The sequence below is a fragment of the Microbacterium sp. VKM Ac-2870 genome (genome assembly GCF_015350795.1).
GTDB lineage: Bacteria > Actinomycetota > Actinomycetes > Actinomycetales > Microbacteriaceae > Microbacterium.
Genome location: NZ_JADKSH010000005.1, coordinates 51,956 through 66,635, shown reverse-complemented (window position 1 = coordinate 66,635; position 14,680 = coordinate 51,956). Strand labels below are relative to the sequence as shown.

General features: G+C 68.0%; 15 protein-coding genes and 1 tRNA gene. 8 read left to right on the top strand and 8 right to left on the bottom strand.

The features are described 5' to 3' along the window. Positions 1-31: 31 nt before the first annotated feature. Genes ITJ43_RS12375 through ITJ43_RS12365 form a run of 3 tightly spaced genes read left to right on the top strand, consistent with a single transcriptional unit; the run spans position 32 to position 3,663 of the window. Positions 32-2,314: an MMPL family transporter gene (locus ITJ43_RS12375; RefSeq protein ID WP_194584157.1), complete on the top strand. Its 2,283-nt coding sequence runs from the start codon at positions 32-34 to the stop codon at positions 2,312-2,314. A gap of 36 nt (positions 2,315-2,350) precedes the next feature. Next, positions 2,351-2,935, top strand: coding sequence for an isochorismatase family protein (locus tag ITJ43_RS12370; RefSeq protein ID WP_194584156.1), 585 nt, complete (start codon positions 2,351-2,353; stop codon positions 2,933-2,935). Beyond that, positions 2,932-3,663: a DUF2510 domain-containing protein gene (locus ITJ43_RS12365; protein ID WP_194584155.1), complete on the top strand. Its 732-nt coding sequence runs from the start codon at positions 2,932-2,934 to the stop codon at positions 3,661-3,663. Before ITJ43_RS12370 ends, ITJ43_RS12365 begins: the two co-directional genes overlap by 4 nt. Here ITJ43_RS12365 and ITJ43_RS12360 read toward each other — a convergent pair. The 3 genes from ITJ43_RS12360 to ITJ43_RS12350 all read right to left on the bottom strand — a co-directional run bounded on the left by ITJ43_RS12360 (position 3,660) and on the right by ITJ43_RS12350 (position 5,068). Beyond that, positions 3,660-4,115 carry a hypothetical protein gene (locus ITJ43_RS12360; RefSeq protein WP_194584154.1) on the bottom strand — a complete coding sequence of 152 codons (456 nt, stop codon included), beginning with the start codon at positions 4,113-4,115 and terminating at the stop codon, positions 3,660-3,662. The two genes, ITJ43_RS12365 and ITJ43_RS12360, sit on opposite strands and share 4 nt — an antisense overlap. Before the next feature lie 121 nt (positions 4,116-4,236). Beyond that, positions 4,237-4,309: transfer RNA gene (locus ITJ43_RS12355), tRNA-Lys, on the bottom strand. 102 nt (positions 4,310-4,411) lie between these two features. After that, positions 4,412-5,068 carry a fasciclin domain-containing protein gene (locus ITJ43_RS12350; RefSeq protein WP_194584153.1) on the bottom strand — a complete coding sequence of 219 codons (657 nt, stop codon included), beginning with the start codon at positions 5,066-5,068 and terminating at the stop codon, positions 4,412-4,414. Between the two features lie 224 nt (positions 5,069-5,292). Here ITJ43_RS12350 and sigK point away from each other — a divergent pair, with 224 nt between their 5' ends. The 4 genes from sigK (at position 5,293) to ITJ43_RS12330 (ending at position 8,474) form a co-directional block, all read left to right on the top strand. Next, positions 5,293-5,892: an ECF RNA polymerase sigma factor SigK gene (gene sigK / locus ITJ43_RS12345; RefSeq protein ID WP_194584152.1), complete on the top strand. Its 600-nt coding sequence runs from the start codon at positions 5,293-5,295 to the stop codon at positions 5,890-5,892. Then, positions 5,889-6,683, top strand: a complete 795-nt coding sequence (locus ITJ43_RS12340) for an anti-sigma factor domain-containing protein (RefSeq protein ID WP_194584151.1) — start codon at positions 5,889-5,891, stop codon at positions 6,681-6,683. Before sigK ends, ITJ43_RS12340 begins: the two co-directional genes overlap by 4 nt. A 63-nt stretch (positions 6,684-6,746) precedes the next feature. Further along, entirely contained in the window at positions 6,747-7,385 is a 639-nt protein-coding gene (locus tag ITJ43_RS12335; RefSeq protein ID WP_194584150.1) for a DNA-directed RNA polymerase subunit beta, read from the top strand. A gap of 204 nt (positions 7,386-7,589) precedes the next feature. Continuing rightward, on the top strand, positions 7,590-8,474 hold the full coding sequence (locus ITJ43_RS12330; RefSeq protein WP_194584149.1) for an aminodeoxychorismate lyase: 885 nt from the start codon (positions 7,590-7,592) through the stop codon (positions 8,472-8,474). An 86-nt stretch (positions 8,475-8,560) separates the two neighbouring features. Here ITJ43_RS12330 and ITJ43_RS12325 read toward each other — a convergent pair whose 3' ends face one another. The 5 genes from ITJ43_RS12325 to ITJ43_RS12305 all read right to left on the bottom strand — a co-directional run bounded on the left by ITJ43_RS12325 (position 8,561) and on the right by ITJ43_RS12305 (position 13,844). Further along, complete coding sequence (locus ITJ43_RS12325) at positions 8,561-9,541, bottom strand: type IV toxin-antitoxin system AbiEi family antitoxin domain-containing protein (protein ID WP_323741222.1); 981 nt, start codon at positions 9,539-9,541, stop codon at positions 8,561-8,563. 110 nt (positions 9,542-9,651) lie between these two features. Further along, on the bottom strand, positions 9,652-10,431 hold the full coding sequence (pstB, locus tag ITJ43_RS12320) for a phosphate ABC transporter ATP-binding protein PstB (protein ID WP_194584148.1): 780 nt from the start codon (positions 10,429-10,431) through the stop codon (positions 9,652-9,654). Between the two features lie 15 nt (positions 10,432-10,446). After that, complete coding sequence (pstA, locus tag ITJ43_RS12315; protein WP_194584147.1) at positions 10,447-11,547, bottom strand: phosphate ABC transporter permease PstA; 1,101 nt, start codon at positions 11,545-11,547, stop codon at positions 10,447-10,449. Further along, the gene (pstC, locus tag ITJ43_RS12310; RefSeq protein WP_194584146.1) at positions 11,544-12,545 is read right to left on the bottom strand and encodes a phosphate ABC transporter permease subunit PstC; all 1,002 of its coding nucleotides are present in this window, start codon (positions 12,543-12,545) and stop codon (positions 11,544-11,546) included. Before pstC ends, pstA begins: the two co-directional genes overlap by 4 nt. 171 nt (positions 12,546-12,716) lie before the next feature. Beyond that, positions 12,717-13,844 carry a phosphate ABC transporter substrate-binding protein PstS gene (locus ITJ43_RS12305; protein WP_194584145.1) on the bottom strand — a complete coding sequence of 376 codons (1,128 nt, stop codon included), beginning with the start codon at positions 13,842-13,844 and terminating at the stop codon, positions 12,717-12,719. Positions 13,845-14,026: 182 nt separating this feature from the next. Here ITJ43_RS12305 and ITJ43_RS12300 point away from each other — a divergent pair, with 182 nt between their 5' ends. Then, on the top strand, positions 14,027-14,680 hold the full coding sequence (locus tag ITJ43_RS12300; RefSeq protein WP_228495857.1) for a hypothetical protein: 654 nt from the start codon (positions 14,027-14,029) through the stop codon (positions 14,678-14,680).

Here is a 14,680-nt window from a genome sequence, read left to right as displayed (position 1 = left end):
GTCGCAGGCTATCACTAGATAAGCTAGCGACATGAGGAGTCGAATCGACATGCCCACGCGCTGGCTGCGCATCGGCATCCCTGTTCTGCTGGTGCTGATCTGGCTCGTCGGCGGCTCGATCGGCGGACCGTATTTCGGCAAGGTCGATGAGGTCGCCACCAACGACCAGTCATCGTTCCTGCCGTCGTCGGCCGAATCGACGCAGGTGCAGCAGCGCCTCGCGGAGTTCACCGGGGGAGAGAGCATTCCCGCGGTCGTCGTCGTGACCGGAGAGGGAAAGCTCACGGCAAGCCAGCTCACCGAGATCACCACTCTGACGAAGACCGTCGAAGGTGTCGAGGGGGTCGGGCAGCTTTCGCCCGCGCTGCCGTCCGATGACGGCGCCGCCGTGCAGCTCTTCGTCCCGATCTCGACGACGGGCAACGTCGCCGACACGGTCGCCGCCGTGCGGAGCGCGATCGACGCCGCTCTCCCGGCGGATCTGCACGCCTGGGTCACCGGCCCTGCAGGGTTCACCGCCGACCTCGTCGCCGGATTCCTGGGCATCGACGGTCTTCTCCTGGCCGTCGCGCTCGGCGCCGTCTTCATCATCCTCGTGATCGTGTACCGATCGCCCCTGCTTCCCGTGCTCGTCCTCTTGACCTCCACCTTCGCGCTGTGCGTCGCCCTGCTGACGGTCTGGTGGCTGGCCAAGGCCGGCATTTTCGTGCTGAACGGTCAGGTTCAGGGCATCCTGTTCATTCTGGTGATCGGCGCCGCGACCGACTATGCGCTGCTGTATGTCGCTCGCTTCCGCGAGGCCATCGGGACGGGGAAGAAGCGATGGGATGCCACGGTCACCGCCTGGCGCGGTGCTTTCGAGCCGATCCTCGCGTCGGGCGGTACCGTCATCGCGGGCCTGCTGTGCCTGCTGTTGAGCGACCTGGCGAGCAATCGTGCGCTCGGTCCGATCGCCTCGATCGGCATCGCGTTCGCGGTGCTGTCCGCGCTCACCTTCCTGCCTGCCTTGCTCGCACTCTTCGGCCGCACGGCCTTCTGGCCGTTCATCCCGCACGCATCCGACGGCGACCCGGGCGACAACGCCGAGCGTCTGGTCAGCGACCCTTCGACGCCGGTGCGCGGCTTCTGGGCCCGCCAGGCGCGGTTGGTGGCCCGACACGCACGACCGGTCTGGATCGTCACGACCGTCGTGCTGCTCGCGGCATCCGTGGGGGTCTTGCAGCTGAAAGCGGACGGTGTGCCGCAGAGCGATCTCGTCCTCGGAGCGTCGCAGGCGCGCGAGGGACAGGACGTGCTCGCCCAGCATTTCGCAGCCGGGTCGGGCAGTCCGGCGTATGTCGTCGTCCCGGAGAGCCGGGTCGCGCAGGCCGTGACCGCGCTTGCCGCCGACACCGGGATCGAGTCGGTCGCGGCGACGGCGAAGGACACTCCCTCGGGCCAGATCGGCGTGTCCGTGCAGAACGGCGCTCCGGTCTACACGCTCGCGGGGCCGCCGAGTTCCACGCCGCCGCAGCCCACGGTGGTCGACGGCGATGTGCTGCTGGTGGCGACGCTCTCCGACAAGGCCGACTCTCTGGCGGCCGAGCAGACGGTTCGCGAGTTGCGTGCGACGTTCGCCTCCGACCTCGGTGAGGGGGTCGCGCTCGTGGGGGGACCGACCGCAATCGATCTCGACACCAACGACACCTCGATCCGCGATCGCACGCTCATCATCCCGGTGATCCTCGCGGTGATTCTGCTGATCCTCATGCTGCTGCTGCGCGCCGTGATCGCGCCCGTGCTGCTGATCCTCAGCGTCATCCTTTCCTACGGTGCGGCGCTCGGTGTGAGCGCACTGGTGTTCGACAACGTCTTCCACTTCCCGGGGGCCGATCCCGCCGTGCCGCTGTACGGCTTCGTCTTCCTCGTGGCCCTCGGCGTCGACTACAACATCTTCCTGATGTCGCGCGTGCGCGAGGAATCGAAGCGGCACGGCACGCGTCCCGGCATCCTCCGCGGGCTCGTGGCGACCGGCGGCGTCATCACCTCGGCGGGGCTCGTGCTGGCGGCCACGTTCGCCGCTCTCGGAGTGATTCCGATCCTGTTCCTGGCTCAACTCGCCTTCATCGTCGCGTTCGGCGTGCTGCTGGATACCTTCGTGGTGCGCTCGCTGCTCGTGCCCGCCGCCGCATACGACCTCGGGAGGGTCATCTGGTGGCCGTCGAGTCTGTCGCGGGCATCGGCCGACTCCGTTCACAACTCCTCCCATCCGGTCACCGCACCCGCGACACGCCGGTCGCGGCGGGCCGAACGGGCCGATTCTCCGGAGTTGTGAGCGCGCGGTCGAAACGTCGAGGGGTAGCCTCGGGGTATGACCAGAGCACTGTTCATCGTCGACGTCCAGAACGACTTCACCGAGGGCGGTGCGCTCGCCGTCGAGGGCGGTGACGCGGTCGCCTCGGCCATCAGTGTGCACCTTGCTGCACACGCCGACGACTACGCGATGATCGTCGCGTCGCGCGACTGGCACGAGGGACACACGGACAACGGTGGGCATTTCGCCACCGACGCCGAGCCCGACTTCGTCGACACCTGGCCCGCGCACTGCGTCGCGGGAACGGACGGTGCCGAGTACGACCCCGAACTCGTCACGGATGCCGTGACCCACCACGTGAAGAAAGGACAGGGCATGCCCGCCTATTCGCTGTTCGAAGGCACGACGGATGCGGGGGAGAAGGTGTCGGCCCTGTTGAGCGCCCACGGTGTGACGGAGGTCGACGTCGCCGGCCTCGCGACCGACTACTGCGTGCGCGCATCGGCGCTCGACGCCATCGAGCACGGCCTGCACGTGCGCGTGCTGACCGAACTCGTCGCTGGCGTCGCCCCCGAATCCTCGGATGCCGCGCTCGCCGAACTCGCACACGCGGGTGCCGAGCTCGTGGGGGCGGCGTCGTGAGCGCCCCCGCCGGCTGGTACCCGGACCCCGCGGACGCCGCGGCCCGCCGCTGGTGGGACGGCACGCAGTGGACGGCTCAGACGGTCGCCGCCCCGCGCTTCGGCGAATACGCTCCGACATCCGCCAACGCCCCCGCTGTCGCACCGGTCGCACCGGTCGCCGTGCCTGCGACGCCCGTGCAATCCGCCTACCCCTCGGCTCCGGCTTACGCCGGTCCGTCGGCGACTCCGCCGGTGGTCGACGTGTCGACGACCACCGTCTGGGTGTGGCTCGCTGTCGCGGCATCCGTGCTTCCGATGCTCTCGATTTTCCTCATCGACTGGAACGGCTATGTCTCTGCCGTGACGGCGATGTCGCGTGGGTCGCGTGCGGTGGGCGAACTGCTGTCCTGGCAGGCGCATACGTGGGTGATCGCGCTCGTCGCCTGGCTCTTCTACGCGGCGTTCGTTCTCTTCAGCTGGCTCGATTGGCGGGAGCTGAAGCGTCGCGGAGTGGTGGCGCCGTTCAGCTGGGCCTGGTCGTTCTTCGTGCTTCTCAGCCCGGGGGCGGCCGTCTACATGATCGGACGCGCCGTCGTCTTGCGTCGACGGACGGTCGCGGGCGGATCGGCGCCGCTGTGGACGTGGATTGCGGCGACGGCCCTGAGCTTCGTCGCTTCGATCTGGCTGATCACCTCGGTGGTCTCCCAGGTGATGCAGGCGGTTCTGCAGAACGTGCAGGGCAGCTAGCCGCGCATTCGATCCGCACGCGCGCGGAGTGCGGACGCAGGCAGGTGTCCGGCGGCGAGGACGATCGCGCTGACGGCCAGCCAGGGGTTGCTGAGCCACGCCGCCGCGCTGAGGAACACCGCGACTGGGAACACGGCCAGTGGAATCGGAACGATCCACCAGCGTTCGAACAGCAGCGCGGTGGTTCGCCCGCCGAACAGGTATCGCGCCCACAGCGCGTAGTAGGCCGCCGCCGCGAGCAACAGAGGCGCTGCCCATCCCGCGATGAGAGGCCCGGGCAACACGAGCGCCGCAACAGTCACGCACAGAAACTGCCCGATCCGTTCGAGCCAGAGCAGCGTGCGAGGTACGCGCGACGGGGGCATCGATGTGCGCGGTGGCCATGGCCAGAGGAGCAGGCTCGGCGCGAGCATCGACGCAGCGACGGCCGCGCCCCACGGTGAGAACCCCACTCGTGCAGGATAGGCCCGACGCTCGCTGGCGAACGCGGAATCGGGCCGTGAGATCCCGTTGCGGCCGAGAGTTCCTCCGTGCTGCGGGTGAGCACACGAGTGACGTTTGCCGCTGATGCGGTGGGCCCCGTGGGGCTCGAACCCACGACCCGCGGATTAAAAGTCCGATGCTCTACCGACTGAGCTAGAGGCCCCTGTCTCTCCAGCGTAGCGTCCCCGACGACACTGCCCGCACGCGACGAGACCGCCGGCGCGGAAAGCGCCGGCGGTCTCGCCCGGGGGGTCTGGGAAAGCGATCAGTTGGTGGGCATCAGAACGGTGTCGATGAGGTAGACGGTCGCGTTCGCCGTCTGGACGCCACCGCAGATGACCTTGGCACCGTTGACCATGATGTTGTCTCCCGAGCCGGTGACGGTGACGTCGCCGCCCTGGACCGTCTTGTGCGTGCCGTCGATCTGCGACGGGGCGAGCTGGCCGGGGACCACGTGGTACGTGAGGATCTTGGTCAGTGTGGCGCTGTCAGTCTTCAGGGAGTCGATGGTCGCCGCGTCGATCTTGCCGAACGCCGAGTCGACGGGAGCGAAGACGGTGAACTGGCTGCCGTTCAGGGTGTCGACCAGGTTGACGTCGGGGTTGAGCTTGCCGCTCACCGCGGCGGTGAGGGTCGTCAGCAGCGGGTTGTTCGACGCGGCCACGGCCACGGGATCCTTCGACATGCCCGCGACCGAACCCGCGCCCGACGGAACCGACTTCGCGTAGTCGGCGCAACCGGCACCGACGAGGTTCGCGGCCGGGTCCATGGCGGTGGGCGACGCCGTCTTGGTCTCCTGGCTCATGGCGGGCGGCGTGGTCGCGGCGGGCGTCGACGCTCCCGACGAACACGCCGACAGAGCGAATGCGCCGGCGAGGGCGAGCGTGAGGGCTGCGGTGATCTTCTTCGTGCTGCTGAGCATGATGTCCTCCATGTGCGGTGGTAGTCCTGCCGAGCCGCCAGGTGCGGTCTCGACAGGTCCTTCGGAGCCCCGTCGACATCGGATGGGAAAAAGTCCGAACTGCTCTCTGCCCGCCCGATCGCCTCCCCCTTATATGCGAAATGTCGAGTCGCGTCGCCTCAGGGCCGCGATCCGGTGTCCACGGCCGACGGCCGCGCTGCACGCAGGAGCGACGGGGATGAGGCATGCTGAGAGGGATGGTCATCGACGGTGTGGACGTACCCGAGGACTCACCGGCGCGAGATCATGCCGGTGAGTTGCTCGTGCGCACCGCCGCGGGTGACCGCGCCGCCTTCGGTCAGCTCTACGACATGCTCGCTCCGCGGGCGTTCGGTCTCATCCTGCGTGTGCTCGTCAACCGCGCTCTCAGCGAAGAAGTGCTCCAGGACGTTTTCTTGGAAGTGTGGCAATCCGCTTCGGGGTTCGTTCCGAACAAGGGTCAGGGACGGTCCTGGGTCCTCACGATTGCTCATCGACGTGCGGTCGACCGCGTACGGTCGACACGCGCCAGCACAGAACGCGACGAGAAAGCGGGTCTGCGTGAACTGAATACGGGCCAGGACAGCGTCGACGAACAGGTTGCCCTGCGCATCGAGAGCAGGCGCGTGGCGAGAGCGATGGATGCCCTTCCGGATGCTCAGCGCGAAGCTCTGCTTCTGGCTTACGTCGGCGGATATTCTCAGAGCGAGATCGCCGCACTGGTCGGATCGCCTCTGGGGACGATCAAAACGAGAATGCGTGACGGTTTGTCGCGCCTGAGGCAGGAGATGGGGGTGACGTCATGAGCGACCACGAGTTCCGAGAGATCGGCGCGGACGAGTTCGCCGAGTTGTCGGCAGGACACGCGATGAACGCGTTGTCACCTGACGACGAGCGCGCCTATCGCCATGCCCTCGCGAACCACCCCGAATGGCACGACCTCGTCGCTCTCGACGCGGCAGCGGTCGACATCCTGGCCGACGCAATCGCACCCGTCGCTCCGCCGGTCGATCTGCGCTCACGGCTGATGCGAGCCATCGAGGCCGACGCCGACGTTCCCGACACCACCGACACCGCCGACGTCCCCGACAACGCCGCAGACGTCGCGCCGCCCACCGATGTGGTGCAGACAGTGCAGCGGCGTGCATGGAGCCGCGGGCTGTTCGCCCTCGTCGCCTCGATCGTGCTGCTCGTCGGCATCGGATGGGGCACCGGCGCTGTCAGCAACCTCTGGCGCACGCCCGCGGCGGTCACCGCGCTCGAGCAGATCCAGTCCGCCCCCGACGCGTCGTCCGCCCAGGTCGACTTCCAGGGCGGCGCCGCAACGGCGCACTGGTCGCAGAGCGTGGGCAAGGTCGTCCTGGTGGCGGAAGGCTTGCCCGACATCCCCAACGACCGCACATATGAGCTGTGGTTCGTGCGCGGCGACCAGCCGATCGCGGCGGGGACGTTCGATGCCTCCGGCGCCAAGACGACGGCCGAGCTGAGCGGAACGATGAAACCCGGTGACACGATCGCGGTCACGATCGAGCAGGCCGGTGGCTCTCCGGACGGTCAGCCCACGACCAAGCCCGTGATCGCAATCCCCACCGCCTGACAGCCCCCGTCTGCGCCCCTCACCGCCGGCCCGGCGGGTGAGAGCCACCGGTAGCCTGGAACGATGAGCGACGACCCCCGGGACTACCATCGCCCTGTCCGTCGACCCGCGGACGCGTTCGACCGTCGCTACGGGTCCACCGACCCGGCCGACGTCTCACGCATCGCCCACGCCACGGCATCCGCCCTGCTTATGCGCGTGCGCAATGAGCCGACGGATGCCGTCGTCGAGCGCCTCGTCACCTTCACCGATGCGCACGGCCTCGAGACGGTCGCCGAGTTGTGGTCTCATTCGCCCGCACGGTCTCTGCCCGGAACTTTGTGGCGCCTCTATCTGCTGCAGCTGATGGTGCGCGACGATGCCGCCACGGCGGCGTTGCTGTACCAGCGCGGTCGCGCGGTGCTGCAGTCGGTCGACGATGTCGTGGCCGGCGCGCCCACTCCGGCCGGGCCGGATGAGCTGATGACGCTCGTCGACGAGATCCTGCGTGGCGTCTTCACCGGAGACTTCGCCGTTGCGCTCGACCGTGCGGCCTCGTTCTGCCGTGTGGAAGCCGCGGGGGCCGCCGATCTCGCGGACGATTACGACGCGACAGAGCCGGAGCGGGCGAGCACGTTCACCACGCGGGCCCTGCGTCTGGACACGTACGCCGGAGACCTCACGGCGTGTGCGGGACTGTGGCGGCGCGAAGCGCTGACCTGACCTGTGATGCGGCGCGTTTCGATGTGCTGCGCTCGCTCCCCGAGCGGGGTGGCCCAGAAAAGAGAAGTGCCGGGCCGCAGAAACGCCTCTCGGCGGAAGGCCGCTCGGAGCGGCAAATATTGGAGCCCGGGGTTACTGCGGCCCGACTCGACCAGTGTAACGGACCGCCTCTGCGGGCTATTCCCGCGGGTCTAGGCTCGGTGCATGGCCTGGCACTTCGCACTGATGATCGATCCCGCCGACTCCGCCGACGGCCGCTCCGACTTCGCTGCCACCTTCACCGAGGTCGACCCGGCGGCGCCGGCGCTCACCGTCGGCGAGCTGAGTACGCAGCGCGGCGACGGCATCTTCGAGTCCATCGGCGTCGTCGATGGACACGCGCAGGAGGTCGAGGCTCATCTCGCTCGGCTGGCCCATTCTGCGTACCTCTGCGATCTGCCCGAGCCCCACGCCGAACAGTGGCGCCAGGCCGTCGCGCTCGCCGCCGCCGCATGCGGCGCGGGGGAGTGCGTCATCAAGCTGATCCTCAGCCGCGGCATCGAGCACGGTCCCACCCCGACCGCGTGGGTCACGGCCGCACCGGCCGCTGACTTCTCGACGGCGCGCACGCGCGGCATCCGGGTGGTCACCCTCGACCGTGGCTACGCGCTCGACATCCCCGCGCGGGCGCCGTGGCTGCTGCTCGGCGCCAAGACGCTCTCCTACGCCGTCAACATGGCGGCGCTGCGCGAAGCACATCGCCGTGGCGCCGACGATGCCATCTTCACCACGAGCGACGGCTTCGTCCTGGAGGCGCCCACCGCCTCGCTCATCCTGCGTCGCGGTGACGTGTTCGTCACCCCTGCGCCGAACGCCGGCATCCTGCACGGCACCACGCAGTCGAGTCTGTTCGAGCACCTCGCGGCGCGCGGCTTCGACACCGGGTACGTGACCATCGGCGTCGAGGAGCTGACTGCCGCGGATGCCGCGTGGCTCGTCTCGAGCGTGCGCCTGGCAGCGCCGATCACTGCGATCGACGATGTGGACATGCCGATGGATGCCGCGTTCACGGCATCCATCAACGACTATCTGCTCAGCCCGCGCGACTGAGCGCTTCGGCTCCGGGCGACTTCTGCCCACCCCGTCGGAACCGAACTGCAAGGGATCGACCGCGACACGCCGCGCCCAGCGGCCTCTCACCGGCGCGTCGCCCGCGGGGGCTTGCGGTTCGGTGCGAGCCCGCGCCCCGTCGTCTGCGCGAGCGTGGCGAGCGCGCCGCGGATCGCCGCCTCCACGAGGGGCCAGTCGTGCACGATCATCGCGTAGTCGAAGCGGAGTGTGACGAAGCCCCAGATCGCGGCGTTCGCATCGCGGACGAGGTCCTTGTGGCGATGGGAGGCGCCATCGTGATTGTCGACTCCATCGGTCTCGATGAGAAGCCGATCACCGATGAGTGCGTCGACGGTTCCGACGCCCACCACGCGCTGCTGTGTTCTCACCGGCAGTCGAAGGTGACGGAGCCGCCAGCGCAGCAGTGACTCGAGTCCGCTGTCGGCATCGTCGCGAGCGAGCGACAATGCCTCGTGCACGTCGGCATTGCCGCGTCGAGACAACCAACGTCGGCCCTGTTCGTCGAGCATTCCCCGTCGCATCGCCGACTCCAGCACCACGAAGAACTCTTCGATGCCCTGGCACCGCGCGATCTGGAGGAGGAGGCGGGGCATCGAGGGGGTCGTCCCGGGTGCTCCGAGCGGTCCGTCATCCCAGTGTTCGACGCACTCGCAGGCGTCCGGATGATAGGTCCGCTGGCCATCGCAGAGCCAGACGTGGGTGCGCACGTCGGCGGTCAGTACCCACAGGCCCAGGTGCCGTGCAGCCGAAACGCAGGCGAGCCGCCCGCCGTGCGCGGCAACGGCTGAGGCGTCCGGGCACGAGCCCGCGCCCGTATACACGCCGCGGCGTCGACGCTCCAGGACGCCCGCCGTCAGCTGAGTGCGCAGTTGCGCTCGCGACATCCCGGTGCCGAGTAGTTGCGCCGTCGTGAACACGGCCGGAGGTCCATCGCACATGCCGATACCCTGAACGCCGCGGAGATCGCAGGCGGCGCGTGCGGCGGCATCCGTGGACAGGGTCTTTTCCGCGCCGGCTGTGCAGGAGCCGACGCCGTTCACGGGCACGAACAGAACGACAAGGCGCCTGCGGCGACACACGCTGAGTTTGCCGCGGCCAACGGCGTGTCGCCAAGAAACCCTTGCAGTTCGGGTGCTGGCTCTTGCGGCGCCGCGGCTTACCCGAAGCGGCCAGAGACGTAGTCTTCGGTGGCCTGCACCGATGGTGCGGTGAAAATCGTGTCGGTGTTGTTGTACTCGATGAGCTTTCCGGGCTTGCCGGTGCCGGCGATGTTGAAGAACGCCGTCTTGTCAGACACACGCGATGCCTGCTGCATGTTGTGGGTCACGATGACGATCGTGTACTCCGTCTTCAACTCCTGGATGAGCTCCTCGATCGCGAACGTCGAGATCGGGTCGAGCGCGGAGCACGGCTCGTCCATCAGCAGAACATCGGGCGACACCGCGATGGCGCGGGCGATGCACAGACGCTGCTGCTGTCCACCCGACAGGCCGGCGCCCGGCTTGTCGAGGCGGTCCTTGACCTCGTTCCAGAGGTTGGCACCCTGCAGCGAACGCTCGACCAGGGCGTCGGCGTCGCTCTTGGAGATGCGCTTGTTGTTCAGCTTGACGCCCGCCAGCACGTTCTCCTTGATCGACATCGTGGGGAACGGGTTGGGCCGCTGGAAGACCATACCGACGTGACGGCGCACGAGCACCGGGTCGACCCCGGGGCCGTACAGGTCATCGCCGTCGACCAGGACCTTGCCCTCGACGCGCGCTCCCGGAATCACTTCGTGCATGCGGTTGAGCGTGCGCAGGAACGTGGACTTCCCGCAGCCGGAGGGGCCGATGAACGCCGTGACGGCGCGCGGCTCGATCTCCATGGAGACGCCTTCGACGGCGAGGAAATCGCTGTAGTAGACGTTGAGGTTTTCGACTTCGATGCGCTTGGACACTGGTGCCTTCCTTGCTTAGCGTGCCTTCGGCGCGAAAACCATCGCGACGATCCGGGCGATCAGGTTGAAGATGACGACGAGGATGACCAGCAGCAGCGCGGCACCCCAGGCCTGGGCCTGCGACGCGTCGATGTCCTGCCCCGGGAAGCTGTAGGCCGTGTAGGCCATGACGGGGAGGGTCTGCATGGGGCCGCTGAACGGGTCGGAGTTGAAGTTGTCGGTGAAGCTCGCCGCGATGAAGATCGGGGCGGTCTCGCCGATGACGCGGGCGACGGCCAGCACGACGCCGGTGATGATGCCGCTCGCCGCGGTGCGCAGCACGACCTTGATGATCGTGATCGACCGAGGCACGCCCAGGGCGAACGACGCTTCGCGCAGGTCTTCGGGCACCAGGCGCAGCATCTCCTCGGTGGAGCGGATGACGATCGGGATCATCAGCACGCAGAGGGCGATGGATGCCGAGAAGCCGCTGAACGCCTTGGGCCCGACGATCAGTGCGAACAGTGAGAACGCGAACAGACCGGCAACGATCGACGGGATGCCGGTCATCACGTCGACCAGGAATGTGATGGCCCGTCGGAGTGGGTTGTTCGGCTGGGCGTACTCGACCAGGTAAACCGCCGCCAGGATGCCGATCGGCACCGAGATGAGCGCCGCGATACCGGTGATGATCAGGGTGCCGACGACCGCCTGGAGGGCGCCGGGGGTCGACACCACGGCGAGCGTGTTGGGATCGAAGGTGGTGCCGCCGACCTTGGTGAGGAAGTCCCACGACATGACGCCCATGCCCTTGGAGAACACGGTCCACAGAGTCGAGACGAGCGGGGCGACCGCGAGAATGAACGCGGTGGTCACGAGGCCGCGGATCACGCGGTCTGTCGACTTACGGCGACCCTCGACGATGGCAGAGAACACGCCGATCGCGATCAGGTAGACCGCGGCGCTGAAGACGAGCCAGGTCGCGACGTTGAAGCCGCCGAGAACGAGCTGCAGTGCGGCGATAACGACGAGCGAGACGGCCAGCACGATGGGTTCGATGAACCGCGGCAGCTGTCCGCTCGTGAGCGAGAGGGGAGGCGTCGACACAGCGGCCGAGGGCGTGGTCAGCTCGGTCACGAGCGCTTTCCTCTCTTGCGGCCCTTCGCTCCGGGACCAGTCGCTCCGATGATGTACCGGGCGAGCATGTTCACGGCGAGCGAGACGACGAACAGCATGAGGCCCGTGCCGATGAGGGCGGAGCGCTGCAGGTCAGTGGCGATCGGGAAGTTCAGGGCGATGTTGGCGGCGATCGTCTGCGAGTTGTAGCCGTCGGTGAGCAGTGCGACCGAGAAGATCAGGCTGGGGGAGATGATGAGGGCGATCGCCATCGTCTCGCCGAGGGCGCGACCCAGTCCGAGCAGCGTGGCCGACACCATGCCGTTGCGGGCGTAGGGGATGACGGCCAGACGTACCATCTCCCACCGCGTCGCGCCGAGCGCAAGGGCTGCCTCTTCATGCAGGCGCGGGGTCTGCAGGAAGATCTCCCGGGTGATGGAGGTGACGATCGGCAGGATCATCACGGCGAGCACGACACCACCGGCGAGCATGGTCGACCCGGTGCTCGACACCGGACCCTGGAACAGGGGGATCCAGCCGAAATACTCGTTGAGGAAGTCCGCGAGCGGCAGCAGCAGCGGGCGCATGACGATGATGCCCCAGAGCCCGAACACGATGGAGGGCACCGCGGCCAGCAGATCGATGATGTACCCGAGGAAGCCGGCGATGCGCCGCGGCGCGTAGTGCGAGATGAACAGCGCGATACCGATCGCCACCGGAGTGCCGAGCACCATCGCGATGAGCGCGGCCCAGATGCTTCCCCACAGCAGCGGGGCGACGTAGTCCCAGAAGCTCGACCAGTTCTTGTTCTGGTAGCCGGCCAGGTCGCCCTCGCCCCAGTTCGCGGTGATGGCGGGCAGGCCCTTGAGTATCAGGAAGATGGCGACGCCGGCGAGGATGATCATGATCGACACGGCAGCCGTGGTCGACAAGCCGAGGAACACGGAATCGCCGGCGCGACGCTTGCCGACGATGTTGGATGCCGGCTTCTGCGCGGGTGCGGTGGCGACGTCAGCCACGACGAACCCCCAGGTCGGGCAGGGTCATGTGTTCTCCTCGGGTCGGGAAGATCGCAGAGTCCGGGCTGATGTCCGGCTCAGCGGGATCGTCGATCCGAAAATCGACGACCCTGCTCAGCCAGGTCCGGTCTACGCGGCTCACGCTGCGCAGACCGGACCAGGACGAGGGTATTACTTGATCGCGGCGAGCGTCTTCGCGGCGGCCGCGAGGACCGACGCGGGAAGCGGCGCCGAGCCGGCGTTCTTCTCGGCGACCGACTGGCCGAGCGAGCTGGTCACGAAGCCGAGGTACGACGTCACGAGCTTGGCCTGCTTGGCGTCCTTGAACGTGGAGCAGACGACAGCGTAGGAGACCAGCGGGATCGGGTACGAGTCCGCCGTCAGCTTGGTGTAGTCGAACTTCTTCGACAGGTCGCCGGGGACGCCGTTCGAGTTGTCGACCGCGGCGGCTTCGAAGGTCTTCGAGACAGCGTCGCCGCTGTACGCGACGGCCGTGCCGTTGGTGACGATCGAGGCAGCGTTCAGGCTACCGATGGCGGAGTGGTCGGCGTAGCCGATGGTGCCGGAGCCGGCCTTCACGGCCTCGACGACGCCCGAGCCGCCCTTCTGCTTCGACACGTTGCCCTCAACCGGCCAGTCCTTACCCGCGGGGAAGGTCCAGACCGACTTCTGCGTGGCGGCGAGGTAGTTGGTGAAGTTCTGCGTCGTGCCGGAGCCGTCCGAGCGCGCCACCGTGGTGATCGCGCCGGCGGGCAGGGCCGTGCCGTTGTCCTTCGTGATGGCCGGGTCGGACCAGTCGGTGATCTGCAGAGCGAAGATCTTGGCGATCGTCTCGCCGCTCAGCTGAAGCTTGGTGACACCGGGGACGTTGAAGATGATCGCGACACCGTCGAGGTAGATCGGGATGTTGATGCCACCCTCGGTGCACAGCGCCTTGGACTGGGTGGTCTGATCGGCGTTGAGCGGCGAGTCGGAGCCGGCGAAGTCGTACGCACCGCTCAGGAAGTTGGTGACGCCGCCTCCGGAGCCCTGCGACTTGTCGTAGTTGATGACGACGCTCTTGGCGGTCGCGTTGTAGGCGGTGGTCCACGCGGCCTGCGCGTTCGACTGAGCGCTCGAGCCGCCCGCGGTGATGGTGCCGGCCAGGGTCGGGTCGATCTGGAAGGCGACGTCGGAGCTGGTGGCGGAGGGGCTCGCGCTCGAGGCCGGCGTGTTGCCGCCGGACGACGCGCAGCCCGTGAGGGCGATGGCGGCGACGGCCGCGATCGCGCCCAGCTGGGAGATACGGGTGAGCTTCACTGTGAATCCTTCACGTTGTGTGGGAATGCGGCCCGGTGCAGGGCACGCCCCGACGGTAGACAGCGACTCTTACCGGGGGGCGCTGTGGAGGTGAACGACGGGTTAACGATGGCGTGCGATCCCGTGATTTCCGGGGGCTCAGGTTCCCCATCGGTTCACCTGACACGCCTACGATGTGCTTCATGGGCACCCCGAGCAAGACAGAACGCGCCGCCCGCGAGGCGATCACCGAAGCCGCTGCGGCGGCGACATCTGCGGCCAAGGCCGCCAAGCGGCTCCCCAAGAAGCTGGCGGCCGGGCTCGAGGAGTACATCGATGAGGCCCGGGATGCCGCGGATGCGTCGAAGAAGAAGATCCGACGCACGCCGCGCAAGGTGACGCGCGAGGCGGAGCGAGCCATCCAGCGACTGGAGCGTGCGGTCGCGAAAGCCATCGCCGCGGCCGACCGCAAGGCGCGTCTTCGCGCCGAGGCCCGTCGCGCCGCCGACGAGGCAGACCGTGCCGCGAAGCGCGCCGCTGTCGAGGCGGCCGAGGCGAAGTCGTTGAAGAAGTCGGCGCGACAGGCCGAGAAGGCCGCAGCCCGCGCCGAGGCGGAAGCGCTCGCCGCTGAACAGGCGCTCGCGGCGGAGATCGGCGAGCCCGCCGACACCACCGATTCGCCGGCAGAGGATGCCGCGCCGGCTGCCGATACTGCGAGCGACAGCGCCGCGGTCACACAGTCCGCCGTCGATCTCGCCGCGCTCACGGTGGTGCAACTCCGTGAGCGCGCGCGACAGGATGGTCGCACCGGCTACTCGCGTCTCACCAAGGCGCAGCTGATCGAGCTGCTGACCTGA